The following is a 26260-nucleotide window of genomic DNA, read 5'->3' as shown; positions in this document are numbered from 1 at the left end:
TAGCTGCCTTAGCAGTAACTGCTTAAGCAGCAAATGTGACAAAAAAATATAGCTATGCAGGTTCTTTTTGGTTGGCGACGATACGATCCAGGAAGCCCATCAGAGTTCCAATTTCTTCGGCGGTAAAGCCCTTTAAGCATTGGTTGAGGTTGTTTATAGCCACGGATATCAGCTGAGGATAAAGATCCTGCCCTTCCTTGGTTAGATGCAGGTTGACCACCCGGCGGTCTTCAGAACTACGCTCCCGGTAAATCAGACCGGTTTTTTCCAATCGATCAAGCATGCGTGTCATTGAACCACTGTCATACTCGATTACACGACATAGTTCGGCAGCGGTGCTTCCCACTTTGCTGGCAATGCGGATTAAAACAATCCACTGCGCCCAAGTGATGCCCAAGTCGGCAACCCTACGATCACCTATCGCCTTGATCGCGCTGGTGATATCCACGATTGAGCGTAACGGATTACGCTGGGGGGAGTAGTTTTCAAACGTATACAAATAATGTTGCGGCATGATTTTCCTAAGTCTCTCGTTGCTGCCTGAGCATATACTGCCTAGGCAGCATAACGTCAAGCTCATTTTCTACCTGCTGGGCTGCTGCCGACTTCGTGTACCCTCGCCTGACCAGCATGATTCCTGCTTCAGATCAGGTATATTTGCACTCTGGAGGATTAAGTTCCGCTGTTACAGCTTTTCAAGCATCCACTTTTTAAATCTGCAACAGGTTGTAAATCGGCAAGTTTTGCCACAAATATGAGCTCAGAACATAAACAAGAGAGCTAAACATCCTCTTCTAACTCATGTTCTCCTCAGTTAAATAATTTATATACCATAAGATGCAGACATTTAAGATGTTTTCCCCAATTTTTTCCAGAAGAATAAATTGATGCGACCTAGCGAAATTCAGCTGCCGTTGTGCAAGTTGCCCGCTCGTGCCCCAATTTATCCTTGACCTGCAAGCTGCCAGACACTGTGCCCAAGCGCTTCAAGGCAATACAAACCGTAAACGCTCATGTTCCGTGCCAGCCGCAACCGGCACGGAACACATCATTCATTGAAGGATGTAAGCGCTGACAATTTCGCCGTAATATGCGATATGCGCGTCCTTGTTTGCACCGACAAACGAGCTGTCCACATCCTGCGGATAGCATCCTGACATGAATTTTTCGGCAAGAGCTGAAAGATCCTGTTTTTGCTGATAAACGACCTTGCATTCCAAGGTAAGCGGAAATTCCTTAAGGGCAGGCACCGAAATGACTTCGGACTCAACAAGTGTAAGCCCCGCTTCTTTTATTTTATCCATATCCCGACCGCTCTTGGCACCGCAAATGCCAATTATCTTCTTGCTATAAGGCCCAAACGGCACATTGATGGTGAATTCAGGATTTTTATCAAGCAGTTCCCGCGTGAAGCGGTGTTCACGAATAAAGGCGACGAATATTGGTGTTGACCACTCTATACCGAGGGTGCCCCAACCGATTGTCATGCTGTTTACTTTGCCCTCTGTCTTGGTTGTAAGCAAAATACCCTTGGGAAGAGCCTCAAGAATCTCTTTTGCATACTCTGAGACAACTATTTTTTTTCTTTCCATACGTATTATCATCCTTTTTGTTTCTAACAATTGGTATTCATCCAGACTGCTCGGGACAGTGGCACTATATGCTCATCCTGGAATTTGGGTAGACTTAGGTACCAGAAGCACTTCAGAGTACAGCACGGCAACAACGAACTTGCCAATAAATATTCATATATTATAGTGGCATTGAAAGTTTTTGGCCTACGGCAAGACGCGCATTGTGCGATTTAGTGGGCTGGCAAAACACATTTTTTACTTTCATTTGAAAAAATGCAACTCCGCTCTAGCCACATAAGCGAGGATTTCTACAAACCGTCCTCAAAATACCCTAAAAAACCTCTCAGCTATGCATGTTTCTCAAAAAGACTAACGACCGCTAAATATTTAATATTTTTCTCATGCTTTAGCTCCAATACCAACAATATCCAGCCAATGCCGCACCTCAATACCCTTGGGAACGGCAGAAGCAAGCTGCATGACGCACCCGCTGCACCCGGTAATGACATGCCGGGCTTCTGGATCAAACCCTTCAATACACTTTCGAGCTATCTTCATCGACAGGCCAGGATTGCTCATTTTAAGGATGCCCCCCATGCCGCAGCATAGACCAGTACCTTTTTTCAGACCGGGCAGGCCAAGCTTGAGCAAAGGCATGTCCGGGTCCACAGCATTCCAGTGGCAGGGTTGGTGGTACGCTATGACGGATGGAGCCTGTCCGGTGGTTTCTATACGCGGCTTTTCCAACAAGGCAGACAGTGCCTGGCACTTTTCTTTCCACTCCTTGCCTTCCTCATCAGTCAGCAAGCCAGCGTACTCCTCAAGACTGTGCTTACAGGAAGCACAGAATGTGGTCACCAATGGTTTGCCCAGCGAGCGCCATACTTCCAGGTTCTGATTACGCGCACTTTCCTGCGCCTTGTACTGCCCTGCATGATGCAGAGTTCCTCCGCAACAGGTGAACCCCGATGGATCAAGAACATCGTATCCCCAGGCCCACAGCAGTTTTTCTGTTTTTTGCACCCAGCGTGGCCGCGCATTCTTTGCTGTACACCCGCGGAACAGAACAACACGTTTGCCCTGAACACTTTCGCGTGGTTGAAGCAACATCCAGGGAGCACACGGCGGCATATCCACCAGAGCACGGGCAGTTTCCAGCAGAGAGCGCAAATTTTCAGGCACTATGGGCTCTGGCGCAAGCATAGCGATTTTTCCGGCCATAGGCCAAAGAGGGCCAGCCCTGTGTATCCATACTTCCCAGAGTGCCTGCGTCCAATGGGGATTTTTTGCGCGGGCATCAGCAAGAAGATCAGCTGTAGACAGCTTACGCGCACAGGCACGCTGGCAGCGGCCACACCCGGCGCACATACGTGCCAGCTCACGCACTGTGGCCCAGGAAAGGGCGTCCTCCGCCCCGCTGCCGTACATGTCGTCAAGTGGCTCCATGAGCAGACGCTTTGCCTTGGGCGCGTATTCCTCACGCTTGAATATCTCATACACTGGGCAAACGTTCAGACACTCGCCACACTGAGTGCAGCCTCTTTTCATCTTAATACCCCTTGCCGGGGTTGAGGATTCCCTTGGGATCAAAGACACGACGAATACCGAGCATCAGGGCGTGTTCATCCTTGCCGAGCTGTTTGCTTACGTCTTTGAGGCAGCCAGCACCGTGTTCGCCGGAAAGGCTGCCGCCAAATTCCAGAGCGGCCGCATCCAGCTCATGATGCGTTTTCTCAGTGCGCCGAACATCATCTGGGTCAGAGGCATCATAGTGAAGATTTGCGTGAATATTGCCGTCACCTGCGTGGCCAAAAGCAATAAGACACTTGCCGTTGGATGCGGCGATCTCTTCAAAACGGCGCACCGCACTGAGAATAGAACCACGGGGAACGGCCATGTCGCCGCCAATACGGTCTGGCCCCAAAACATAGGAAGCCGCTGAAACTCTGCGGCGGTAAGCCCAAATCTTGTCTTCTTCATCCTTGCCCACGCCTTCCATACGCCACAGCGCATCATGAAGCTGATGAGAAAGGCGGGCATTTTCAAATGGTACAGTGTCGTTGCTGCCGTCTACCTGAAAAAGCAAGAGTGATTTGACAGTATCCGGCCAGGGTACTTCGCCAGTTTTGGTCAAAATTTCCAATACAGTTTCATTCATGAATTCAACGGCGCATGGCAAAATACCTGCGGCAAATACTCTGCCCATTGAGGCAAGGGCAACATCAAGCGAGGGATACCCTACCAGCACAGAAGCTGAAGCTTCGGGCTTGGGGATCAGCTTAAGAACAAGTTTGGTTATTATGCCAAGGGTTCCCTCACTACCCACAAACAGGCGACCAAGATCAAGGCCAATAACATCCTTGTGTGAACGGCCCCCAAAGCGGAGCAATTTGCCGCCTGGCAGCACTGCTTCAACACCAATTACATAATCTCTGGTAACACCATATTTAACGGCACGCAGGCCACCAGCACAGGTAGCCACATTGCCGCCCACACTGGTGGCTTTGGCGCTGGCAGGGTCCGGCGGGTACAGCATACCCAGTTTTTCGCATTTTGCCTGAAGCTGAGCTGTGCTGACGCCAGGTTCAACCACAGCCACAAAGTCTTCCCTGGAAATATTCAGAATCCTATCCATGCCAAGCATTGAAATGACTATGCCTGGAATGGTGGGCACACATCCGCCAGACAAACTTGTTCCCCTTCCGCGCGGGTGAACAGCAATATTTTCAGCTTCAGCCCATCGCATAAATTCGCAAATCTGATCGCTGTTTTCAGGACGAACCACGGCTAGCACCGCACCGACCTTCAAGCTGGCATCAGAAGCATAAACACGCAGCACTTCAGGGTCAAAAGCCACCCCATTCATGAACAGTTTTTCAAGAAATCTCTTATGCGCAGAAGTGAGTGAAGTCGTATAGTTATCCGGCATATTATCCTCCAGATCAGGTGACAGCAAAGAAAATGTCAGGATGGTATGCCCCTTTATTTTCAATTCACCACAAAACCTTATGAACTATGGCGTGATGCAGTTTATTGACGGGACTATCATGCATTCATATTAATGCTGACATACATATGGATGCATGACCTGGTTACGGCTCACGAACAGCCTACAGAATGGGCCACACCGAGCATAGTCCGGCCAGCAGCGATAGGTTGCTTAGCAGTCAGCAGGCTCAACCTCCAGAAAAGGTGAACCGAAAAATCCTATACAAGGGGCAAGAATAAATAGCCACAGCTGACCGTGCAGGCAACCTCAACGGCTACCAGCGCAACCAGCAAATGAGGGAATTTAAATCAGGATGGGAAAGTCGAGAGGAGGAATATTGAGGAGAAAAAGACCGCCAAAAGAACAGTGATAAATTTTTAGACTTCAAATTATACATTTGAAGATTCGTTTCACGTTCATGTATTGCCTGCTGTAGCCATAATTTTTCCTCATTATAGATATAAAATAGCTAAAATGTCAGGCATCAAAAATTTATTGTGTCCAGTTTAAACAAACTTGTATAATATTTTTACATCTAATACTCTTCATCATCATTTTCAATTATCACAAATATTTTTAAGAGGAGCCATACAAACTCTATTTCTTCCTTCTGCTTTTGCCGCATACAATGCAGCATCAGCAAGTTTTATGGCGTGATCCTGCAACTCACTGCAACTATACATGTCTTCCCACGAATACAATACCCCTGCTACTCCAAGGCTGGCATGCACGGTAACAGTTCTTCCGTCTTCCAACGTCAGTGGCGAGTTTTCAATAGCAGATCTGATCCTTTCAGCAGCTACATACCCCTGTGACAAGTCAGCATTACAAAAAAGAAAAATAAATTCTTCTCCACCATATCGACCCATAATATCTGATTTCCTCAAGCTGGCTTGAGCCTGTTCCGCAACAAATTTCAGGGCGCTGTCTCCTTCTACATGACCGTATGTATCATTAAAAACTTTAAAATAATCAATATCTAACAAGCAAAAGCAGCAGCCTTTGCGCAAGGCAAATGAATTTTCCAGTTTTTCCTTGGCCAAGGAGAAGAACGAACGGCGATTGAAAACACCTGTAAGAGGGTCATGTAGCGCAAGATACTTAAATTCAGCCTCGCTCTTTTTCAGTTTTTGAAGAGCTTCGCTACGGCGCTTCGCTTCTTCCTGAAGAGATACGGCAAGATTTGTTAAAGCCTCTTCCTTTTGCTGCAATGCCTGAATGGTTGTTTCCAGCTGCACAACCATCTTATTGAAGGAAGATGAAAAATCTCCCATAAAATCCATACGTTGAGCATAGTCACCCCTTTCAACCTGTTGCACCTTCCAGGCCATATGGCGCAGGTTGGCCTGTAAGGCCTTGGAGAATCCAGCTACAACGCCTCGCAAGGTTATCTGTTGTGAGAGATCTCCGCGCGCGAACGACGCCATAATCTCTCGCAAATCCATCAGCTTTTCATGAAACTGAACAAACTCATTGTCTTCCGCAAATTCTTCAGGAATTTGTGGAGGATTTGTTGCTTCCAGCAATTGCTCTGCATAGCCAAGAACCATGTGAGCTATTTCAGTGCGGTTATTGCCGTTCATAGAAGAGTAATCCTCATCAAATTCAGTTCATCTCTAACCGACGGCATTGGCGCTGAACCGGCAGGTGCGGGCGCCTGTGCACCAGCAGTCAATTTCACGCACTTCAAATTTTTTGCCCGTGAAAGATTCCAAAATTCCCTGAATAAAACCTTCGTCATAAACGCATATCTGTTCATTGGTGTCAGGTAGGCCTGAGCAATCAAGATCTTCTTCAACATTCAGCGTAAAGCTCAAATCTTCGAGGTTGATTGATTCAACCCTAAAAAGCCCCATACCCAGATCCCTGAACTTGTTTTCAATAACCATCACCAAACCGGGAACATCTTCGACATCCGTGCAAAACTTATTGTAAAACTCTCTTCCGGCAACCGCGCCAGCCCTGCGAAAAATATCATCTGTCTTTTTATGGCCATAGTCCTCTTCCAGAATATCACGTAGCGTATATTGCAGCAGCCTGTACACCTCAACGCGCGTAGTTGCACCAAGACTTGGCCGCGCTATCGCCAACTGGTCACCAATGGTGCTCCAGGAAAACGTATATTTTCTTTTTACCATCATTTACCACCCTTATGTCAGTTAACGAGGTTCCATCTGTGAGGTGCTAGCGCCGCCTGTTCACCCAAAAGTCCGCAACGCGACCCACCAGATCTTCAGAAGGAGTAAGAACGCCCTCTCCTTCTTCCCAAGCTGCCGGGCATGCTTGATGGGGATGTTGATCTACGTACACATAAGCCCGCATTTTTCTCACCAATTCAGCTGCATTTCGTCCAACATTGTAATAATTGACCTCTGTACCCACCAAGATGGAATCAGGATTTATGATGAACGTGCCCCGCAAAGCTGTCCCCGCTTCTTTGTCATACACACCAAAAAAATCTGCGATCTCTCCAGTTGTGTCAGATGCCATCAGAAAATTGACTTCCTGAAGCAATTTTTCTGCTTTGCACCAGGCCAGATGAGAAAATTTTGAATCGGTTGAAATGGAAAGAACCTCAACACCCATCTTTCTCAATTGCTTGTAATATCCGCCAATGTCGGCAAGCTCTGTTGGACAGACAAAAGTGAAATCTGCCGGGTAAAAGTAAATAACAAGCCATTTTCCGGAAAGGCTGTATTCAGAAAAACTGTGCTCTTCAAAACTGTCTGAGCCAGGGTTGTATGTGGAAAAAGTAAAATCCTTGATCCTTTGCCCCAGCCCGACCGGGCAGGATTTTCTATTTTCGTCATTATCTTGCATTGGAGCACTCCTTGTTTGCTATCTATCCAACTGATTTTCAAAACTCACAGAAACCGAAACGCGTAGGTTCAATTTCATATGGCATTCTGCCTATAGTAGTTAAAGGCAAACCCCGAAAAAACAGCCAGCACAAGGCCGCCAGAAATGTAACCACACCCTGCCTCTCAGACGCAAAAGCATGAAAGAGCGCGGGCAGTATAACCGCACGTCTGGATATAGCCCCCAAAAGTCAGCTTTACCTATTACAAGCTGGCAGCAACAAACAAAATGCTCCTCAATTGTTTATATAGCAAAATACAAACAAATGATTTTGAAAAAATCAATCTTATCTATACACAGATATAATTGAAAAAACAGCCAAATATGACCAATATATTCAAGCATAATAGTCAAAATATGAACATTATTTATTTTTATACAGGATAATTTAAAACAAAAAATACAGAATATCGATCATATACAAACATACAATCCACTGTTCATCCAAGCTATCAGGCGGTAAAGTCAGAAATCACTTCAATCTGGCGTATTTCGTCTTGTGAACAAAAAAGCGGCCATTTTCATTAAAGAAAGGTTCTCTTTTGGACCTATCTGAAATGAAAATGACCGCAGTATCTGATCGTTGGCAATGCGTCGTTATTGCCCCCCCTGTGAACCCTGCTGCCCATGCAGACATATGAGGTGCCACTGGGCTTTTATCGGGGAAAATGGGCATTGATTAGCCCCAAAATCCGCATGATCTTAGACAGTATCGTCACAAGATAAGTGTTCAATTGTATCAAAGAGAATCAGCCTTTTATGCAGTAAGTTTACTCTAATGATACTTGACCGAAATAAAAGGATACATTCTGCGCAGAAATAACTGAAAAAGCGTTCCTGACATCGCTGTCTGCCAGATATACTTGTATACGTTCCTGTCTACTCGACAAAAAGAATACATGCTCAACCTGTACTGCAAGTTGAACATACGTACATAGCTACTCCTCATCTTTCGCATCGGCGTTTGCCCCAGGTGCAATCAGTTTTCCCTGCTTATCGCAAAGCCCTACAAGAACAGTCTTCCCATTATCAGCAACCTTGAATTGACCAAACCGGGCTTTTTCATACTGGCGGGCCGTGCCTTCTTGAAAATAGAATGCTGTAGCAACGGTGGTAACGGCACGTCCCCGTATTCTGTAACCAAGAAGAAACTCGCCGGGTAGCAATGGCTTGCCATCATCCAACCTGATAAAGGACGCCGCTTGTGGCACGGGTTCATTGCTAATACGCAATACAGCAAACCCTTCTACAGCCGTATCCTCTGCCCTGCTTTTTGACTGTGATGGATTACTGCCGTCACGGACGACTTTTGCTTTAGCCAGAGCTGCGCGAATGTCGGTATTAACAATATACCTGAGGTCCATATAATCGCCCATGAGCAACGCCCGGGGGTCCACGGGAGCTAAAGGCAACAATATGGTCTTGCCGTCGGCAAGCACCGTTTCCATTTTTTGCACAGAAAAGGCATAGCCAGCAAAAAAGAGTATCAGTACCGACAGTATGTAGAGCTTACGCATGACTTGCCTCCTGTTTCGATATTTTCACCTTCCAGATATGCAAAATCAAGGCAAGCAACAGCAGCAACACACCAGTTATGGTCAGGTAGGCGGATTTCATCGAAAAAGGCACTGCAAGGTTGTAGTAGTAAAAAATCATGTAGGCCAGCAGATACGCCAGTACAAAACCTTGCATGACAGCGTTGCCCAACTGCCTTGCCAGAACAAGACCGAAAACAGCCAAAGCCGCTCCTGGCTGGTACCGCGAAAGAACAATAAATATAACCATACCAGTCATGACTGCCGCCCGTACTTGCCAACTTCGCTTCCGGGTCAGAGAAAAAGCTACGCACGCTGTCCCTACAGATGCCCCCAAGCCAATCCCCCCCGCACCGATAACCGGCATGCTCAAAAAATGGTTAAGACCATACGGCAATCCAAGAGCAATTATCTGAAATATCAGCATTCCCGCATAGAATCCGAAGAACCACGCGTCAGCGATGGGCCCGCGCAAACTGCCACGCCATTTCTCTTCGCGCACGCAGAAGAATGCCAAGCCTAAGCCTATCAGTACCCACCATAGCGTGGAAAGATTGACAGCTATGCTTGCCAGATGTGCAGAAAACCCATCCCCCATTCCTCCATAGAGCAAGAATGAAATTCCAATTGCCACACAACCGCTGATGGTAGCAGCTGCCAAAAAGGTATAGGTGGCTGCACGCATGAAGATGCTGATACCAACGAGCAGAACTGCCAGCGCAAAGCAGGCCAGCATGGGTTTGTCGAATGTCAAAAAGAGGAAAATGGACATTCCAACAGAACCGGTGATGGACAAGGCAAAGCCAAAATGCCGCGAAAATATTTTATTCCCTGCTGCCAGTGTACGGCCCAGAAACAGTACGGGCACAGAGACAACAAGAATGCTCAACGCTTCATATGAATCGATTCCCAGTGTTGCAAACAGCAAAAAACCAAAAAAACAAACCAGAAGAAGCGCCGACAGCCAGCCCCCCAATGACAACAGTAGTCGTATATACCAAGGGGAAGCGGGATCTCCCGACCTTGGCAAGGAATCATCTGCCTGTACCGCACCTTGGGCTTGTAAATCTTTCCATAATGTCTGCCACGAAACATCGGGCCGGGCACGGCCAAAAACAGCAAAGCCAAAAGAAGTTGCGCCTTCGCTCTTTTGCTCGGAAACCATACTCCGTTGCAAGTGCAATAAAATTTTTGCCAATCCCGCTGTGATGCCGGCAATAAGCAGGCCCCACAGCAGAAAAGCAGTAACCACGCCTGCATCAAAAAACAGCTCGCTCTTGGCCAGCACAGCTATCAGAATAACTGTGCCCGCTCCAAGCAATGACGCAAGCATAAACAAATCAGGTTCTTTTTTTCTATACCACCACCACGAAAGCCCCGCTATGCTCACCGCAAAAAGGGCAACAAATTGATGAGGCAACCATAACACCAAACCATCCGCCACATAGTAGGCGTCAAAAATAACTATAATCAGATAGAAGGTTGTTCTGGCAATCAGATCAAAAAAAAGAAGTCTGGGCAGCCAGCGCGACCGTAACCACGCGCGGGATTCCTTTTGCCCTGCCTTGCGCGCTGCCCATTCCCAAAGTGCAACGGCGCAGGCGATGACAAAAAGCCATTCAGGAAGGACAAAAAACTGGCTAAAGGCATCATAGGGCGACGAAAGACTGCGCCCAAGCCAAAGAGCTACAAAAACATTGCCTGAAAGCCAGGAGGCAAACCATAACCCGGCCTGCTTGCCTGCAATAGCTAGCAAAACCAGCAAAATCGTCCATACCTTGAACAATTCCCAAAGCTCTGCACCTGTTTGATAGGTCTGCCCGAACACGGCCAGCATCGGCCCCATTGCAACCCCGCAGGTCAGCAATAAGGCCTGCCCAAGGCGAGTATCCAACCCTCGAACGACGGCCCCGATACCTCCGCCAGCAACGACCAGACCTACAAGAGCCATACGCTCGAAAGGACGCATATCGCCCCAGTTCCAGGCAATGAAACAGATCAGACCTGCCAGAAAAAAAAGCACGCCACCAAGTAAAGAAACCTGACGCCAATAAGCCAGCCACGCGCTGCCGTCTGGCCGGAATCCGCAAAAATCAAGAGCCTTGGACCATGCCGAGGACGAAATGCCCCCGCTATCACAGAGAGAACTCAGGGAGCCGCGGGTCAGAGGCGGCAAAAATTCTTCAACAGTGGAAGCATGCTCCACCACGGGGGTATTCATATCAGAATGCACGGAAGGGATCATTTCATTCATAATCTGCTCTCATAGCTTGAAATATATACATTTAAACCAGTAGTTTTTTGATTGCCAAAACCAACATATCATAACACGCATGAATAGCGATAATATTTATTATACTTGTTTGCGTATCCAACCGTCTGTACAATATTTCCAAATTATAACTGCAACCATAAAAAAAGCGGAGCATCGGCCCCGCTTTTTATGTGATACTTCTGAATCTGGCGTCAGCTAAAATAGCCGCTTTGACGCATAAGCTCCTGCCCATTGGCAAGTGAAGGAACAAGGGTCGCAACCATAATAAAATAGTGCACGGCCACAATGCGGAACGAATATTTCGGTAAAACAAAAATGAAAATAAAGCAGACGGCGGCAATAACAAAAACCAGAATATTGGCCTCTTGCGACCCCCATGCGATGCCCGTAAGCCAAATCAATGCGTAGATGCACCAGGCCAGAACCATAGCGCAAAGGAAAAGCATATTGAAACGGGGCTGGTTACGCCAGCTTTCCAGATAGGCAGCAATCATTTATTTTCCCGTGGCCGCCACGGAGCCGAGCTTGCTCCCGATGGCTATGCTTGCAGCAATATTGCGGGCCGCCGTGCGAAGGTTGTTTTCCCCCGCTTCCAGAGCTTCTGCAATTGTGCAGGGGCTGGAAAGAATGCTGAATACAGCGTCAATGCCGTGATCATGCACAACAGCGGCGTCGTGACGCAGTGAACCGCCTATACCGATAACAGGCTTGCCGTAGAGTTTCGCCACGCGGGCGACACCTACAGGAGCTTTGCCAAAGGCTGTTTGGCCGTCAATGCGGCCTTCGCCGGTGATCACAAGATCAGCATCCTTGACAACAGCGTCCAGCCCCACGGCCTCTGTAACAATTTCGCTTCCGGGGCGCAGTCGCCCTCCCAGGAAGGCATACATGCCCCCACCCATGCCACCAGCAGCGCCAGCACCGGGTATTTCGGACATATCCACGCCAAGATCGCGAAGCGTAATCTCGGCAAAATTTTTAAGGTAGCCGTCAAGCTGCTGCACCAATTCAGGAGTAGCCCCTTTCTGAGGGCCAAAAATAGCCGATGCGCCACGGGGGCCGCACAGGGGGTTATCCACATCGCAAGCAACGTCAATGACGCAGTCTTTCAAACGGGCGTCAAAGGTAGACATATCAATGCTGACCAGCTTGCCAAGCCCAAGCCCGGTGGGTTCTATCTCCTGACCGTCAGCATCAAGCAGCCGCACGCCAAGGGCCTGAAGCATGCCTGCTCCGCCTTCATTGGTGGCGCTGCCGCCAATGCCGAGAATGAATTTGCGGGCTCCGGCATCAAGGGCAGAACGAATTAATTCGCCAGTGCCGTAGCTTGTGGTTTGCAGAGGGTTGCGCTTTTCAGGCGGCACAAGCCCCAGGCCACTGGCAGTGGCCATTTCTATTACAGCCGTGCTGCCGTCACCCGTAAGGCCGTAAAAAGCTTCCACTGGCTCACCCAGGGGGCCTTTGACCGTTACAGATATGCGTTGGCCACCAGTAGCTTCCACCATAGCCTCAACTGTACCCTCACCGCCGTCAGCTACGGGAACCTTGACGTATTCAGCATCAGGAAACACTTCTCGAAAGCCCGACTCAATGAACGTGGCTACCTGTAAGGCCGACAGACATTCCTTGTACGAGTCCGGCGCAATGACAATTTTCATGAAATGCTCCTTTTTGATGACACTGGCGTTCTGGCCAAGATACTATATGACAGGATGGTGTAAAGTTGGGGTATCGGCTCTGGGCCGGGAAGACAAGCCCCCCGGCCCAATATACTTAAGAAAGGACTAGAGGAACATCTGCAGCAGGAGGGTACCGCCGAGGCCAAGAACAGCCGCGATGGTCGTACCCGCAGTATAAGTCGCGTACATTGAACCCATAGGAATGCCAAGCGATTCCTTGACGAACCAGAAACCGGAGTCCGTCACCTGCGATGCGCCAATGGCTCCAGCGCCAATGACGATGGCCATAAGAGCCGGATCAATCTGGGGGTTAGCGCCAAGCACTGGCAGAATAAGCCCCGCCGCAGTCATCATTGCCACAGTGGCGCTGCCCAGGGCAAAGCGCAAAGTGATAGCGATAACCCAGGCCAGAATAAGGGGGCTGATCTGAATGCTGGTCAGCACCTGCTTGAGCACAAGGCCCACGCCGCTGTCGGTGATAATCTGGTTAAGTGCGCCAGCAGCGCCGATAACAAGCATGATGGAAGCCAGAGGAGCCATACCGGCTTCACTGAACCGTCCAAGCTGATCCCAGTTAAAGCCACGGCCAAGGCCCAGCACAAAGTAGGCCACCACTGCGGAGATGAACAGGGCGATCATCGGCGTGCCGATGAAGTTCACATAAGACATGTAAGAAGGCGGATTCTGCTTGTCTATGTTCAGTTCCACAACAGTTTTGGCGATCATGAGCAGCAGGGGCAGCAAAATTACAAACAGCGTTCTGCCGAAGGGGGGCAGTTCCGATTCCTTGCGGGGTTCAGTGTCCGCATAGGCACCAGTCAAGGGAACGGGGGGCAGACGCTTGGCAATAAATTTGCCATAAATGGGCCCTGCAATGCAGGCGGCGGGCAGGCCCACAATCAGACCAAAGAAAATAACCTTGCCCACATCTGCTTTAAGCAGGTCGGTGACGGCCATAGCCGCAGGATGGGGCGGCACGATGCAGTGAACTGTGGTCAGGGCCACCACAAGTGCCATACCCACCTGAATGAGAGGCAACTTGGATTCCTTGACAATGGAGAACATAAGAGGCGTCAGCAGGATGATGCCGACCTGAAGAAACACTGGGATGCCGCATACGTAGCCGACAATCATCATGGCCCAGTGCGCTCTGGATTGCCCCAGAATACGGATTAGCGTTCGGGCCAACCTTTCAGCCGCGCCAGAAACTTCCATAAGTTTTCCCAATATTGCGCCAAGCGCAAGAATTGGCGCGAGGAAGCCCAGAGTTTTGCCAAGGCCGCCTTCAAAGGCCACGACAATTTTGGCCAGTTCCATATTGTGCGTCAGCGCCAGGAACAGGCTTGCAGTTGTAAGTGAAACAAACGCATGAATTTTGAAGCAAATACACAGCACGATGACTATGGCAATGGCAATGGCAAGCATTGTCATTGAATAGCCAATACCAAAGGCTTGGACGGTTCCCATCATCACTCTCCAGACAGCTAGTTACAGTACAAAGCCGGTAGCACCCGGCTCCAAATATTCCTGAAAGAGCGGCCGACCCTCCGGCGGCTGCTCTTTCAGGGAAAGTATTCCTTAGCCATTGGCCTTTTTGAAATTGAATGCATAAAGCGCCGCCAGGCGAATAGCCTCAACCATGCTCACAGGACTGGCCTTGCCCTTTCCGGCGATATCAAAGGCAGTGCCGTGGTCAACCGAGGTGCGCAATATGGGCATACCAAGGGTAAGCGAAATGGTACGCTCAAAGTCCACCATCTTGGTGGCGATGTGCCCCTGGTCGTGGTACAGCGAAAGCACAGCGTCCCACGCGCCTTTGAGAGCAAAATGGAACACCGAGTCAGCCGGGTTAGGCCCGTGAACATTGAAGCCGCGCTTTTTGGCTTCTTCAATGGCCGGAACGATCTCAATATCTTCCTCATTGCCGAAAAGGCCGTGCTCGCCGCAGTGGGGGTTCAGCCCTGCCACAACAATACTGGGATTTTCAATGCCCAGCAGGCGCATGGCTTCAGAACAGCGGGCAATGTAATCCAGCACACGGTCTTTTTTCACAGCGCGACAGGCGTCCATGAGCGAAAGATGCCGGGTGAGGAAGAACACGCGCAGGCTGTGTACCTGAAACATAGTAAGAGGGTCTTTTGTACCCGTGAGATCGCCAAGAATTTCAGTATGCCCGATGTAGGGCACTCCGCCAGCCTTGAGTGATTCTTTATTAATGGGCGTAGTGGCCAAAGCATCGGCTTTGCCAGCCATAGTGATTTCCACAGACTTTTTGATGTACTCAAAAGCTGCTTTGCCGCAATGGCCCTGGACCTTGCCGTACTCAAATCCGGCCAGATCCACATTGTCCATGTTAAGAATGTTGGCTGCGCCTTCACGCCAGCCTTCAAGATTTTCGTCAACTTCATTGAAGTAGGGGCTGACATTCATAATAGCAGCCGCACGCTTCATGATTTCTGTATTGCCCACCACAAGCACGCAGGCCATATCAGTGACAACAGGATCCACCAAGGAAGCTGCAAGAATTTCCGGGCCAACTCCAGCCGGATCGCCCATAGGAGCGCAAATCAACGGTTTCATATATTTTATCCTTGTTTTTTTACTGTTCAAACAGTTCTTTTTGAAATGCAAAACATTTCAAAGTGAGTTTGCTCTAGGACGGACGCTTACGAGTGGAGATTTTGGTGAAGAGATACTCCACACATTCCACAAGGCTGCTCTTGTCGCCTACAAAACCACCCTTGGTAATCATTGGCAGATCGGCTTGAACACCGCCAATAATATGACCATACACAGCCAAGGGCAGCACTTGGTCGCGCACTGTGAACCCGCCCGCCTTCAAGGTGCGGATAACGGATACCGTAACCTCGCCACCCGACGTATACAGGCCGCCAATGCGCAAGGCTTCTCGGCGCAGCGCCTCATCCGTCACGTTTGCGATGGCTTCATTGATGCGTTGCGAAATCTCTGAATGGGTGAGGTTCATCTTCTTCGACATTTCATCCAGAGAAAAAACGTCTTCCTTGTTGGCAGCCGTGCAGACGCCAAGCACCGTCGTGCCTGCCGGTGGAGCGCATACAACATCAAGCACGCGGGCGCACTCGCTGGCAGCCTCATCTTTTCCAGCCAGGATCTGGCTGACATTCATCGGTACAAGATGGCAGGGATGCGCCAGACGCAGAGATTCCATTTGCACGCGAGTGAGCTCGCTTGTGCTGCCAATGGCAAGGAATACCCTGTTTTCAAACTGTGACCGGGGAGCCTGCACGCGCACGGCAGCCAGCTCGGCTGTGAAGGGGCCGGGGTCAACCGATACAAGAGGGTACGGAGCATCAGCCAGAGATTGCGCAATGGTTGTAATATCTTCATCGGCCACTGCGTCGCAAACCACTACACGGCAGCCCTCGGACCGCAGGTTTTCAATGGCCTGCCGCACAGCAGCGGCTCCGCTGAGAATTTTTTCAAGAGGAACAAAACCGCACTTCATTGTGCTTTGTTCTGCGAAAATTTTGAGTACGGAGGTGTCTTTGACAGGCGTGGCCGCATCCTGGGCAATGGGTGAACGCTCCAGAGGCACGCCATGCACGATCTGGTACCCACCCACGCAGATGCGCCCTGAAGACGGATAGGAAGGCACCAGTATGGCCAGGGATTCCTCATGTCCGTAGCTGTCATCCATAGCCTTGATGGCAGCCTCTATTTCCGCCCCAACATTACCACGCAAGGTGGAATCCACTCGCTTGGAAATCAGGGCAGGTTTTTCGGCGCAGAACATTTTTACCGCCGCATAAACAGCGTCCCATGCCTTTTGGCGTGAAAGCAGACGGCTTTCAGCATTGAGCGAAACCGCAGTGAAAGCCTCAAAGTATTGCGGGTCCCATTTATCCAGTCCAAGGCAAGTAGCGCTTGAAAAGCCCTTGGCGGTAAGCAGCGCCCCATTGGCGTTTGCACCTGTAAAATCATCAGCAATTACAGCTATATTCATGGCAAACTCTTTTGACCTGTTGACCGTTTGGCCAGGCCTGACAAAGGTTCGTAAAATGACTGCCTTTATTCAATTCCGGCATAAAGCAACCGGGCACCATTGGCTTCCAGACTTTCCCGGGCATCTTCACTGAGCCCGGTGTCTGTAATAATACGATAAAACTGCTCAACCCCGGCCACTCGCCAGGGACTGAACTTCCCGTATTTTGATGAATCAACCAGAAGAATGCTCTTGTCAGCGCTGTCCATAAGCTGAATCTTCCGATTCATTTTTTCTGATGAGCTGGTGGTCACCCCGTGCTGCTCTCCCCACACGTTGATGCCTACAAATGCCACTGTAGTGCGAACACGGCGCAAGTAAGCCACAGAGTCATTATCGTTGCAGGCCCGGCTGATGGGGTCTACCCTTCCCCCGGTAAGAAACACCTCTATATGCGCGTTGCCTGAAAGAAGCATGGCAATTTCAAGGTCGGGGGTAACAACCGAAAGATGCTTGAAAGGCAATGTGGGCAACAGGCGCGCCAGCTCAAGGGTCGTTGTGCCCGCGTCCAGACCAATAAAGTCGCCCTCCACAATAAAATCGCACGCTGCATGCGCTATGGCGATCTTGGCCTCTTGCATGCTGGCAGCCTTGTGGGACCGCGGGATGTCATGCGCTTCAAACCCAACAGGAACCGCGCCACCCCAGGTGATTTCAAGCTGATTTTGTTCTTCCAACACCTTAAGGTCACGGCGCACTGTCATAACGGAAATCCCCAAGGTTTCCGCAAGTTCACGGCTATTAAGAGCCCCCCGGTTCTTGATCAGGCGGGCCATCTTTTTTCGACGTTCAACAGGCAGCATGGCAAAACTCGTTTCGTGACAATTTGATGTTATTTTTTAGTCAAATTTGTTATTTTTTGTTATGATCTGTTCAAAGGAAATCGTCAAGATAGCAGATGAAAAAAGCTCCAGACCTAACAGCTGGAGCAATGATTTTTTTACATATTTTTTTTCTATGTTGTTTTTTGTGACATTTTCTGCACATCAAGCTTGCTGGGAGCAAAATTTCGGGCTTTTTCATTTCAGTTTTACGATTAAAAATAGCTACGCCTAGAGATCCTACGAACAGGAAAATTGAACTGCAATCAAAGGATAAAACATTATATTCAATTTTAAATTGAGGTTAATAAACTCTATAACCACACAAAATTCACCCAATAGGCACCATGAAAGCGCATAACAACCCATAATATTGAACTTTATTAGCGCATTATCCCTTTTCATATTGCTAGAAATTTAAAATCACATACTCGATCATTATAAATTACTTTGAGAAAGCACAAATCCATTGTATAGTTAGTGTTGAAGGAATGCGAATAGTCCTGCCCAAACAAGGCAGGCTTTCTGCATTTACTAGCACTGAACACGATAACGTGTTGAAAAACGTACAGGAGATTTACGTGAACAAGGTACTAACCATTGCGCTGGGCCTATGGCTGACATGCGCCTTTTCGGGCATCGCTATGGCCAATAGCGATATTGTTACCGCCTCAGACCATGAAGCAATACTTGAAATAGCCAAGGGTTTTGGCAGCGCAGAACTGAGTCAGACGGCCAAGGGCGCGCCCATTATCAAGGGCCGCATGGACGGCACCAAATACGCCATTTGGTTTTCAGGCTGTACTGACGGCAAGAACTGCAGCGCCTTGCAGTTTATTTGCATATGGAAAACCAAGGACTTTTCGCTTGAACAGATCAACACCTGGAATGCACAAAAAATGTACACCAGGGCGTATATTGACCGTGATTCCGACCTTATTCTGGAAATGGACATCTTCATGCGCTACGGCATGAGCAAGAAAAATCTGGATGAAGTGTTTGACCTATGGCAAACATCAGTGAGGCACTTTTCCCAGCAACTTTCCCAAAAAACTCAGCCCAATTAGCGCTGCTTTGCCAGCGCCACAAAAAACCGGCCCAAGGGCCGGTTTTTTGTGGTCAGTTGACCTAAGATAAAAATACACTGATCGGAATAGTGAGACACCGAATCCGTTGAGCATTACATTTTTTCAAAGCGGCTCTGCGCTAAAGACTCAAGGACATCTTTTTGCGAGGGCTGGCAGAACAAAATATCTCTCGGGATATCCTTTCTGCCAGCTCATCACTGTTGCTACACAGAAGGCCCGACGGGATTAACAGAACCCGCAAAAGGATATGGTCCCGCAAACGTCACGTCCGTAGGAATCTGACAAACATGCGTATTTAGCGTCTGGTTCTCCCAGTGGTGCAAAAGATAGCCTGGTGCTTCCATACGGAAGGTGTCACCACCTTCGGGTGAAAGATCTAGGTCGATCTGCATGGCCGCCGAGGGCGCAGTTACGCACAGGCGTCCTTGCCATTGGGTGATTATTGGCCGGTGCATGTGCCCGAAGCACAGGCGCACTTGCGGATTGGCCGCAACCACAGCCGCAAACCTTTGCTGATTTTCAAAAGGCTCATCCATAACACCCAAGCCCGTACCGAACGGCGGATGGTGCATGAAAAGCAGTGTCTGCACATCTGGCCTTTTGCCCAGTTCATCGACGAGCCAAGATTCCACTGCCGGAAAAAAATGGCCGGAGTGCGAACCAGGATGCATGCTGTCCAGCATGATCAGACGCAGATCATCTTTTTCAACGGTATAACAGATATGCGGCGCTACCTTGGGATCCGACGGGCACCAGTTCTGCAATACGGTCTGCATTCTGTCACGCCTGTCGTGGTTTCCGGGCAAGGCATAGACAGGAATATTCAGGGCGGAAAATGCATCAAAAAGGAGATGATAGGCATTCAGGTCGCCACTGTCAGCCAGATCGCCGCTAAGAACGATAATATCCGGCTTTTGGACCATAGTTTTCAGGTATGCCACGGTAGCATCAAGACAGCGCTTCGTGTCTACAACCCGGAACGACAGCTTGTTATCACCGCGCAAGTGTGTATCGGATAATTGCAAAATACGCATAACGTACCCCTAAACTTGCGGATTTGCCTCGGCCTGCATGACGTTACGCGCATGCGCCTGGCGCTCGGCTCTATTGTGCCGACGTTGAATGGTAAAGGCCGAAAATGCGCTGGTTGCAGCAGCTATGAGTACAAAGATGCAAATGTAAAACGGGTTGCCGTCATTCCACTGCATAAGCACTGTGCACACGCCCGGCACGATGCCAGCCACAAGAAAACCCGGAAACTGATAAACTATTGATATGCCCGTGTAGCGCACTTCTGCAGGAAAAAGATCTGAAAAAAGCGCGGCTTCCGGCCCAAACACACCCGCATAACAAATGCTGAGGGGAATGGCGATGGCAAGGCCAATAATGAACATATTGCCGCCGCTGCTCTGCATAAGCCAAAAAGCCGGAAAGATTGTCAGACCGCAAGCCAGACTGGCAAGACCGTAAATACGCCCACGCCCAAAGCGGTCGGCAAGACGGCCTGCAATAAGAATAAAGGGGCACATCAACAAAGCCGCAATCATAACGGCTGTAAGCGCTTCTGTGCGGGTAACGTTAATGTACTGCACGAGGTAGCTGATGGAAAACACCGCAAGAACGTTAAAGAACACGCCGTCAATCCAGCGTGCGCCCACACCAAGAGCGATATTGCCGGGGTAGTTTTTGCACACGGTGACAATAGGCAGGGCTTTTTTCTCGGTATGGCCTTCTTCCTGAACTTTGCGGAATTCCGGCGTTTCAAGAATGTGGGTACGAACATAAAGGGCAACGCCAATCAGCACTACACTGAAAATAAAGGCAGCGCGCCAGCCCCACAACATGAACTCTTCGTTGGTCAGCAACCACGAAAGCAGGGCCACCACGCCAGAAGCAAGGCAAAGCCCCGTGGCCAATCCCATTTGTGGAATACTGGCATAAAAAGCTTTTTCACGTTCATCGGCGTATTCATAGGTCATGAGCACTGCTCCGCCCCATTCGCCGCCAAGGCCCAGCCCCTGACACAACCGCAGGGTTTGCAGCAGAATGGGAGCAGCAATGCCGATGGATGCATAGGTAGGCACCAGGCCGATGCCAACGGTGGCTATGCCCATGATGAGCATGGTAAGGATAAGCATGCGCTTGCGGCCCAGCTTGTCGCCATAATGCCCGAAGATAAACCCGCCCAGAGGACGCGCCAGATAGCCAATAGCAAAGGTGCTGTAAGCAAGAATGGTCCCGATGAAAGGGTCTGCGGTGGGGAAATAGAGTTTGTTGAATACGATGCCAGCCACTACCCCGTACAGGAAAAAGTCGTACCATTCGATGGTGGCACCAAGCAAACTGGCAATGACCACCTTGCGCATTTCTTTTTTGCTGGTAGCTGGTTTTCCCATTCCTGCGTTTGGCATGTTCCCCTCCACGGCTTTGACAGAGTTGCCCCTGCATCTACCATTAAAATTTTTAATAATTTTTCAATAACAAATGAGAACAATTAAAATTTTGAACTAAATAAAAAATTCTATTTAGTTCATTAAAGAAAAAATAGCCTTCCAATAGGCATTTTTCACTCGCATTAGCACGCTGTAGATTTTTATGTCAATTGAAAATTTATTAAATTTTTTAATTTATTTTATTGACTCATAGAAAAGTACATGGGAGGTTATGAGCATGAGAAGTTGCTCAAACTTCATACTGTGCTCATGACCGCCCATACTGGCGGAGCATCACCTCCGGCCAACGCCGGAAAATACACGAGAGTGAGCGTAAAGGAAGAGAAGATGACTGTTGACGGTGAAAACCGCAAAACCGCAAAAAAAGCAACGCTGACTGATGTGGCCCGCATGGCGGGCGTATCCCCCGCCACAGTTTCAATGATACTCAACGGGCGAGAAGGCGTTTCTTTTGCCGAAGAAACCATCAAAGGGGTTATGGCTGCCGCTGCCAAACTCAACTATGGCCAGGGGCGGCGCGGCAAAGCGGCAATGGGCGGCGGCCCTGTTATATTGATAGTCGTACCCAACGTCACCAATACGTATTATGCCACCATCATTCAAGCCATACAGCAGGCTGCTGCGGAAAAAAACTATACTTCCTGTATATGCACAACGTATCGTAGCCTTGAAAGTGAACTGGCGGCTGTTCAGCTTGCTCAGTCCACAGGCATGGCGGGCATTATTTTCACCATGCTGGCTCACCCTGATGAAGTCCTTTCCCGCGTAGGGCGCAAAATACCTGTGGTTGTTATGGGCGACAGGCGCGTTGACCTCAACGTGGATACGGTTGAACTTAACAACTATGATGCAGGCAGCCTTATTGCCCAGCATATGTGCGAGCTGGGCCACAAGCACATGGCCTATATCTCCACAACGCTGGACGCCAGCAACACCATACGCGTGCAGCGGCTTAAAGGGCTTCAGTCCACCATCAGCCGACTCTGCCCGGAGGGCAGTCTGCTGGTAAAGAGCCGCAACATCACGCCTGAAGTTGAGCTGAACAATCTGCTCATCGAGCATACTGTTGGTCATGAGCTTGCCCGCAGCTGCTTTGACGACAAAAAGATTACTGCCTTCATCGCTGTAAACGACATGGTAGCCTATGGCGTCATGGATGCCGTTCTTGATGCCGGTTTCAGCATTCCCGGCGACTACAGCGTTTGCGGTTTTGACAACCTTTTGCCCTCAAATTTCGGCAAGGTGGCCTTGACCACGGTCGAACACTATATTCAGGACAAAGGGCATAATGCGCTGGATCTGCTTCATGCGAGAGTCAGCGGGCAACTTTCAAACCGTAACATCACCCGGGTTGAAATAAGCCACAGACTCATTGCGCGTTCTTCAACGGGAGCCCCCAGGGCAAGCCAGACCGAGTAACAAAAAAAGTATATCGAGCGGGTTAAAGTGCTTTTTTGCGTTTTTTGGCTACAGGCATAGCACTTGAACCCTGGCCGCGAGACATGCAAAAGACGGTCAGCTTCACCACAAATACAATATGCTTCCATATAACCTAGACATACAGCAGGGTATTACATGCTGGAAACCACCGTTGTAATTATCGGGGGCGGCGCTACGGGCACAGGAACGTTGCGCGACCTCAGTATGCGCGGCATATCCGCCATCCTCCTTGAACAGGGAGGCATAGCCCACGGCACCAGTTCACGTTTTCACGGCCTGCTGCACAGCGGAGCGCGCTATGTTGTTAACGACAACGAATCCGCTCGTGAGTGCATTGAAGAAAACATGATCGTGCGCCGCATCGGCAGACAGTGCGTGGAGCAAACAGAAGGCTTTTTTGCGCTTACGCCCCAAGATGATCCTTCCTATGTGGAAAAGTTCATTGATGGATGCCACAACGCGGGTATCGACGCACAGGAAATTGAAGTAGCCGAGGCGCTCAGGCTGGAACCGCATCTCTCGCCCGAAGTACGGCGCGTGTTTCGCGTGCCAGATTCGTGCGTTGACGGCTTTCGGCTGGTTCTGCACAACGCCATGTCGGCTCAAAGGTATGGTGGCCGCATGTTCACCTATCATGAAGCAACGGGCATCACCCTGCGCAATGGACATGTATGCGGCGTTACAGCAGTCAATCGGCATACCGGAGAAATTGTTGAAATAGCCTGTCAGTGCGTAGTCAATGCTGCTGGATCCTGGTCGGGACATATTGCGGGCATGGCGGGCCTTGATGTTTCCCTTTCGCCCGATAGAGGCACATTGATCGTCTTCAACCACCGCTTCACCTCAAGGGTGGTCAATCGTCTGCACCCAAGTGGCGACGGCGATATTTTTGTGCCACACGGTTCCATTACCATTCTGGGTACCACATCCGCAGCTACCGACAAACCTGACGATACAACTCCAACCACAGAAGAGGTGCTGCGCCTGCTCGACATCGGCGAACTTCTTTTTCCGCAAGTGCACCAGTACCGCATTCTGCGTGCCTTTGCCGGAACACGGCCCCTCTACACTCCCGGCGGAACTTCTGGGCGCAAGGCAAGCCGCAATTTCCACATAGTCGACCATGCAGACGAGGGGCTGGAGGGCATGGTCAGTATTTTTGGCGGCAAGCTGACCACCTATCGACTTATGTCCGAACGTGTTGCCGACAGGGTTTGCGCAAAGCTGGGGCAGTGCGTTCCGTGCAAAACAGCAGATGAACCCCTTGTGCATGATGTGGACGAAGCCACGCTCAAACGCGCCGCCCGCTTTTTCCCCATGCAGGGGTTGCACCTCATGGCCGACCGCCTTGGAGACGACCTGCCGGGCGTACTGGAGCTTGCCGAGAAACAATCTGACAATCCCCTGCTTTGCGAATGCGAAATGGTGAGCATGGCTGAAATTGAATACGTAGCGCGCCAGCCTGCCATTTTTTCCCTTACGGATATACGCCTGCGCACACGCCTGGGCATGGGAACCTGCCAGGGAGCCTTCTGCTCACTGCGTACAGTCGGCGCTCTGACCGAGCATGGCGTTCAGCTTGAATTGACGCCCACGGACAATGTGCGGCGTTTTCTTCAAGAACGCTGGGGCGGACTGCGGTTTGCTCTCTGGGGCATGCAAGCCCGTGAAATGGAACTGAGCCGGGCCATATACGCCTCCACCCTCAATCTTGACGGAGCCGAGCATGAACAGGATTGTTGACGTTCTTGTAGTCGGGTCCGGCATGGCCGGGCTTATGGCTGCCCTGACTGCGGCCAGTCGGGGTAAAAAGGTGCGCATGCTCACAACAGGCATGGGGTCTCTTGCCATAAGCGGCGGCAATATCGACCTGCTCGGCTATGTTGACGGCAAGTATGCGCCCGATCCCTGGGCAGGCATGGATCTGCTGCCAACCGGGCATCCATACAGACTTATGGGCCAGGAAAACGTGCGTTCAGCCCTGAATTTTTTCCAGCAACACATGAGCTCCCAGCAGTGGGGCATGCAATCGGCTGCCAGTTCGGATGGGCAGGCCCGTAACGTTCATACGCCGACCATTATGGGCACGCTCAAACCCACATACCTTCTGCCGGAAAAAGTGAATGTCGACGCCTTAACATCGGCGCGCCGCGTGCTTGTTCTCAGTGTGGAAGGTCTGCGCGATTGTCGTCCGGCCCTGGTTGTAAGCCAGTTGCGCCGCTATAAGGCGTGGGCGGACAGAGAGTTCTTGCAGCTTACAGTCCCCTCCCCCCTTGGAGAAGCGCACCGTAGCGCGAGTGCTCTTGACCTTGCCCGTTTGGTCGACAGGCCCCAAAGCCGTCAATGGCTTATGGAAGCTCTGGCCGCATATGCGGGTTCCTGCGACCTTGTGCTGCTGCCCCCCCTTTGTGGCAGCAAGGCACAGCCGGAAAACTGGCAGACCATCGAGAATGCCGCAGGTTGTCCAGTTGTGGAAATGCTGTCCATCCCCCCCGGCGTGGGCGGGTTGCGGCTGCGCGACGCCCTGTTGCGCGCGCTGCGCGACTACAACTTTGAAATGGTTGAAAACGCCAAAGTTCTGCGGGCCGAAACCAGCGGTAACACCTGTAAGGCCCTGGTGGCTGAAGCCTCGGGGCAGGAACGCCGCCACGAAGCCAGAACCTTTGTGCTTGCCACAGGCGGCATTCTTGGCGGCGGGCTTGAGCTTGCTCCAGGAAAAATACGTGAAAGCGTCATGGGACTGGATATAGCCGCCCCTGCTGATGTTGAGCAGTGGGCATCTCCTGACCTGTTTGGCAAACACTTCTTTGCCAGTGCTGGCGTGCGCGTCGACAGCACCATGCGCCCTATGGACTCACAATCCGCTGCGCGCTGGTCCAATGTCTTTTTTGCAGGCCGTAGCCTGGGCGGTTACGACTACGCTGCTGAAAAAAGCGGTCACGGCGTTGCCGTGGCAACGGGCTGGCAGGCGGGACGTATGGCCGCCACGGCTTCGGAGGGAGAAAGATGAGCGTACACATAAGCCCAGACAACTGCATTGCCTGCACCACATGCGTGGTGCATTGCCCGGTGGCCGACGCCACGCCCAATTTTCTTGGTCCGCGCATGATTGGCCCGGCTTACGAGCGTTTTCGTCTTTTGGGACTGAACGAAGACCCATCCTTGCACTATTGTTCCAACTGCAAGAACTGCGACATTACCTGCCCGCACGGAGTACCTGTATCCAGTCTTAACATGATGGCACGGGCCGACCAGTGCCAGAAAACACCTCCCGGCCTTCGGGACTGGATTCTGGGACACGGCGAGCTTATGGCAAAATGGCTGCATCTTATTCCTGCAGGCCTGAAAAATTTCGGCATGCTCAACCCGCTTACGCGGCAGGTGTTGCACAAACTGGGCATTCACAAACGTGCCCCGCTGCCCGCCTTTGCAGGCCGTAATTTTCGCCATCTCGCCCGTCAGGTAAAACAGCCTGAAACCGGGCGCAGCGTAGTATTTTACCCCGGCTGCTATGTTGATGTGT

Annotated in this window: 22 protein-coding genes and 1 pseudogene; 6 read left to right on the top strand and 17 right to left on the bottom strand. The window is 50.4% G+C overall.

Annotated elements, in window-relative coordinates; all coding sequences use genetic code 11:
- Positions 1-52: 52 nt before the first annotated feature.
- Entirely contained in the window at positions 53-514 is a 462-nt protein-coding gene (locus QM579_RS08885; RefSeq protein WP_414998807.1) for a MarR family winged helix-turn-helix transcriptional regulator, read from the bottom strand.
- 538 nt (positions 515-1052) lie between these two features.
- Positions 1053-1592: a flavin reductase family protein gene (locus QM579_RS08880; RefSeq protein ID WP_414998806.1), complete on the bottom strand. Its 540-nt coding sequence runs from the start codon at positions 1590-1592 to the stop codon at positions 1053-1055.
- A gap of 93 nt (positions 1593-1685) precedes the next feature.
- Here QM579_RS08880 and QM579_RS08875 point away from each other — a divergent pair.
- Positions 1686-1889 (top strand): annotated as a pseudogene (locus QM579_RS08875) (IS1595 family transposase); the annotation flags it as partial.
- Positions 1890-1973: 84 nt separating this feature from the next.
- On the opposite strand, the gene QM579_RS08870 reads toward QM579_RS08875, so the two are convergent.
- The 13 genes from QM579_RS08870 to QM579_RS08810 all read right to left on the bottom strand — a co-directional run bounded on the left by QM579_RS08870 (position 1974) and on the right by QM579_RS08810 (position 17738).
- Positions 1974-3122, bottom strand: a complete 1149-nt coding sequence (locus QM579_RS08870; protein WP_414998805.1) for a (Fe-S)-binding protein — start codon at positions 3120-3122, stop codon at positions 1974-1976.
- 1 nt (position 3123) lies between these two features.
- Positions 3124-4503, bottom strand: a complete 1380-nt coding sequence (locus QM579_RS08865) for an FAD-binding oxidoreductase (protein WP_414998804.1) — start codon at positions 4501-4503, stop codon at positions 3124-3126.
- A gap of 617 nt (positions 4504-5120) precedes the next feature.
- A complete protein-coding gene (locus QM579_RS08860; RefSeq protein ID WP_414998803.1) occupies positions 5121-6146 on the bottom strand; it encodes a diguanylate cyclase in 1026 nt (341 codons plus the stop codon).
- 33 nt (positions 6147-6179) lie between these two features.
- Positions 6180-6704 carry a V4R domain-containing protein gene (locus QM579_RS08855; protein WP_414998802.1) on the bottom strand — a complete coding sequence of 175 codons (525 nt, stop codon included), beginning with the start codon at positions 6702-6704 and terminating at the stop codon, positions 6180-6182.
- A 43-nt stretch (positions 6705-6747) separates the two neighbouring features.
- Positions 6748-7383 carry a peroxiredoxin gene (locus QM579_RS08850; RefSeq protein ID WP_414998801.1) on the bottom strand — a complete coding sequence of 212 codons (636 nt, stop codon included), beginning with the start codon at positions 7381-7383 and terminating at the stop codon, positions 6748-6750.
- Between the two features lie 977 nt (positions 7384-8360).
- Positions 8361-8939, bottom strand: coding sequence for a GDYXXLXY domain-containing protein (locus QM579_RS08845; protein ID WP_414998800.1), 579 nt, complete (start codon positions 8937-8939; stop codon positions 8361-8363).
- Positions 8932-11178 (bottom strand): DUF4401 domain-containing protein, encoded by a 2247-nt coding sequence (locus QM579_RS08840; protein ID WP_414998818.1) that lies wholly within the window; start codon positions 11176-11178, stop codon positions 8932-8934. The genes QM579_RS08845 and QM579_RS08840 overlap by 8 nt, the downstream gene beginning before the upstream one ends.
- Positions 11179-11423: 245 nt before the next feature.
- Positions 11424-11726: a hypothetical protein gene (locus tag QM579_RS08835; protein ID WP_414998799.1), complete on the bottom strand. Its 303-nt coding sequence runs from the start codon at positions 11724-11726 to the stop codon at positions 11424-11426.
- The gene (locus tag QM579_RS08830; protein WP_414998798.1) at positions 11727-12890 is read right to left on the bottom strand and encodes a glycerate kinase; all 1164 of its coding nucleotides are present in this window, start codon (positions 12888-12890) and stop codon (positions 11727-11729) included.
- A gap of 126 nt (positions 12891-13016) precedes the next feature.
- The gene (locus tag QM579_RS08825) at positions 13017-14378 is read right to left on the bottom strand and encodes a gluconate:H+ symporter (RefSeq protein WP_414998797.1); all 1362 of its coding nucleotides are present in this window, start codon (positions 14376-14378) and stop codon (positions 13017-13019) included.
- 111 nt (positions 14379-14489) lie between these two features.
- Positions 14490-15491: a 4-hydroxythreonine-4-phosphate dehydrogenase PdxA gene (gene pdxA / locus QM579_RS08820; protein WP_414998796.1), complete on the bottom strand. Its 1002-nt coding sequence runs from the start codon at positions 15489-15491 to the stop codon at positions 14490-14492.
- 73 nt (positions 15492-15564) lie between these two features.
- Complete coding sequence (locus tag QM579_RS08815) at positions 15565-16896, bottom strand: four-carbon acid sugar kinase family protein (protein ID WP_414998795.1); 1332 nt, start codon at positions 16894-16896, stop codon at positions 15565-15567.
- Between the two features lie 65 nt (positions 16897-16961).
- The gene (locus QM579_RS08810; protein WP_414998794.1) at positions 16962-17738 is read right to left on the bottom strand and encodes a DeoR/GlpR family DNA-binding transcription regulator; all 777 of its coding nucleotides are present in this window, start codon (positions 17736-17738) and stop codon (positions 16962-16964) included.
- 599 nt (positions 17739-18337) lie between these two features.
- Between QM579_RS08810 and QM579_RS08805 the strand changes: the two genes are divergently transcribed.
- Positions 18338-18823: a YbjN domain-containing protein gene (locus QM579_RS08805; protein ID WP_414998793.1), complete on the top strand. Its 486-nt coding sequence runs from the start codon at positions 18338-18340 to the stop codon at positions 18821-18823.
- A 224-nt stretch (positions 18824-19047) separates the two neighbouring features.
- Here QM579_RS08805 and QM579_RS08800 read toward each other — a convergent pair whose 3' ends face one another.
- Positions 19048-19878, bottom strand: coding sequence for a phosphodiesterase (locus QM579_RS08800; RefSeq protein ID WP_414998792.1), 831 nt, complete (start codon positions 19876-19878; stop codon positions 19048-19050).
- Positions 19879-19887: 9 nt separating this feature from the next.
- Positions 19888-21255: an MFS transporter gene (locus tag QM579_RS08795; RefSeq protein WP_414998791.1), complete on the bottom strand. Its 1368-nt coding sequence runs from the start codon at positions 21253-21255 to the stop codon at positions 19888-19890.
- 291 nt (positions 21256-21546) lie between these two features.
- On the opposite strand from QM579_RS08795, the gene QM579_RS08790 reads away from it, so the two are divergent.
- The 4 genes from QM579_RS08790 to QM579_RS08775 all read left to right on the top strand — a co-directional run.
- On the top strand, positions 21547-22716 hold the full coding sequence (locus QM579_RS08790; RefSeq protein ID WP_414998790.1) for a LacI family DNA-binding transcriptional regulator: 1170 nt from the start codon (positions 21547-21549) through the stop codon (positions 22714-22716).
- 156 nt (positions 22717-22872) lie between these two features.
- Entirely contained in the window at positions 22873-24480 is a 1608-nt protein-coding gene (gene glpA / locus QM579_RS08785) for an anaerobic glycerol-3-phosphate dehydrogenase subunit GlpA (protein WP_414998789.1), read from the top strand.
- Positions 24464-25747, top strand: coding sequence for an anaerobic glycerol-3-phosphate dehydrogenase subunit GlpB (gene glpB / locus QM579_RS08780; RefSeq protein WP_414998788.1), 1284 nt, complete (start codon positions 24464-24466; stop codon positions 25745-25747). The genes glpA and glpB overlap by 17 nt, the downstream gene beginning before the upstream one ends.
- Positions 25744-26260, top strand: a 517-nt coding sequence (locus QM579_RS08775) for a 4Fe-4S dicluster domain-containing protein (protein ID WP_414998787.1), incomplete at its 3' end; no start/stop codon positions are given. The genes glpB and QM579_RS08775, both read left to right, overlap by 4 nt.

The sequence above is a fragment of the Desulfovibrio sp. genome, assembly GCF_047607245.1.
Classification (GTDB): domain Bacteria; phylum Desulfobacterota; class Desulfovibrionia; order Desulfovibrionales; family Desulfovibrionaceae; genus Desulfovibrio.
Note: the sequence above shows the minus strand (reverse complement) of the source record. Positions and strands in the feature narration are given on the sequence as shown.

Excerpts from the sequence above, each read along its gene's own strand:
- pdxA (WP_414998796.1), bottom strand. The coding sequence starts at position 15,491 with ATGAAACCGTTGATTTGCGCTCCTATGGGCGATCCGGCTGGAGTTGGC.
- QM579_RS08840 (WP_414998818.1), bottom strand. The coding sequence starts at position 11,178 with ATGAATACCCCCGTGGTGGAGCATGCTTCCACTGTTGAAGAATTTTTG.
- QM579_RS08880 (WP_414998806.1), bottom strand. The coding sequence starts at position 1,592 with ATGGAAAGAAAAAAAATAGTTGTCTCAGAGTATGCAAAAGAGATTCTT.
- glpB (WP_414998788.1), top strand. The coding sequence starts at position 24,464 with ATGAACAGGATTGTTGACGTTCTTGTAGTCGGGTCCGGCATGGCCGGG.
- QM579_RS08845 (WP_414998800.1), bottom strand. The coding sequence starts at position 8,939 with ATGCGTAAGCTCTACATACTGTCGGTACTGATACTCTTTTTTGCTGGC.
- QM579_RS08795 (WP_414998791.1), bottom strand. The coding sequence starts at position 21,255 with ATGCCAAACGCAGGAATGGGAAAACCAGCTACCAGCAAAAAAGAAATG.
- QM579_RS08855 (WP_414998802.1), bottom strand. The coding sequence starts at position 6,704 with ATGATGGTAAAAAGAAAATATACGTTTTCCTGGAGCACCATTGGTGAC.
- QM579_RS08790 (WP_414998790.1), top strand. The coding sequence starts at position 21,547 with ATGACCGCCCATACTGGCGGAGCATCACCTCCGGCCAACGCCGGAAAA.
- QM579_RS08810 (WP_414998794.1), bottom strand. The coding sequence starts at position 17,738 with ATGCTGCCTGTTGAACGTCGAAAAAAGATGGCCCGCCTGATCAAGAAC.
- QM579_RS08885 (WP_414998807.1), bottom strand. The coding sequence starts at position 514 with ATGCCGCAACATTATTTGTATACGTTTGAAAACTACTCCCCCCAGCGT.
- QM579_RS08800 (WP_414998792.1), bottom strand. The coding sequence starts at position 19,878 with ATGCGTATTTTGCAATTATCCGATACACACTTGCGCGGTGATAACAAG.
- QM579_RS08860 (WP_414998803.1), bottom strand. The coding sequence starts at position 6,146 with ATGAACGGCAATAACCGCACTGAAATAGCTCACATGGTTCTTGGCTAT.
- QM579_RS08830 (WP_414998798.1), bottom strand. The coding sequence starts at position 12,890 with ATGAAAATTGTCATTGCGCCGGACTCGTACAAGGAATGTCTGTCGGCC.
- QM579_RS08870 (WP_414998805.1), bottom strand. The coding sequence starts at position 3,122 with ATGAAAAGAGGCTGCACTCAGTGTGGCGAGTGTCTGAACGTTTGCCCA.
- QM579_RS08865 (WP_414998804.1), bottom strand. The coding sequence starts at position 4,503 with ATGCCGGATAACTATACGACTTCACTCACTTCTGCGCATAAGAGATTT.
- QM579_RS08815 (WP_414998795.1), bottom strand. The coding sequence starts at position 16,896 with ATGAATATAGCTGTAATTGCTGATGATTTTACAGGTGCAAACGCCAAT.
- QM579_RS08835 (WP_414998799.1), bottom strand. The coding sequence starts at position 11,726 with ATGATTGCTGCCTATCTGGAAAGCTGGCGTAACCAGCCCCGTTTCAAT.
- glpA (WP_414998789.1), top strand. The coding sequence starts at position 22,873 with ATGCTGGAAACCACCGTTGTAATTATCGGGGGCGGCGCTACGGGCACA.
- QM579_RS08850 (WP_414998801.1), bottom strand. The coding sequence starts at position 7,383 with ATGCAAGATAATGACGAAAATAGAAAATCCTGCCCGGTCGGGCTGGGG.
- QM579_RS08825 (WP_414998797.1), bottom strand. The coding sequence starts at position 14,378 with ATGGGAACCGTCCAAGCCTTTGGTATTGGCTATTCAATGACAATGCTT.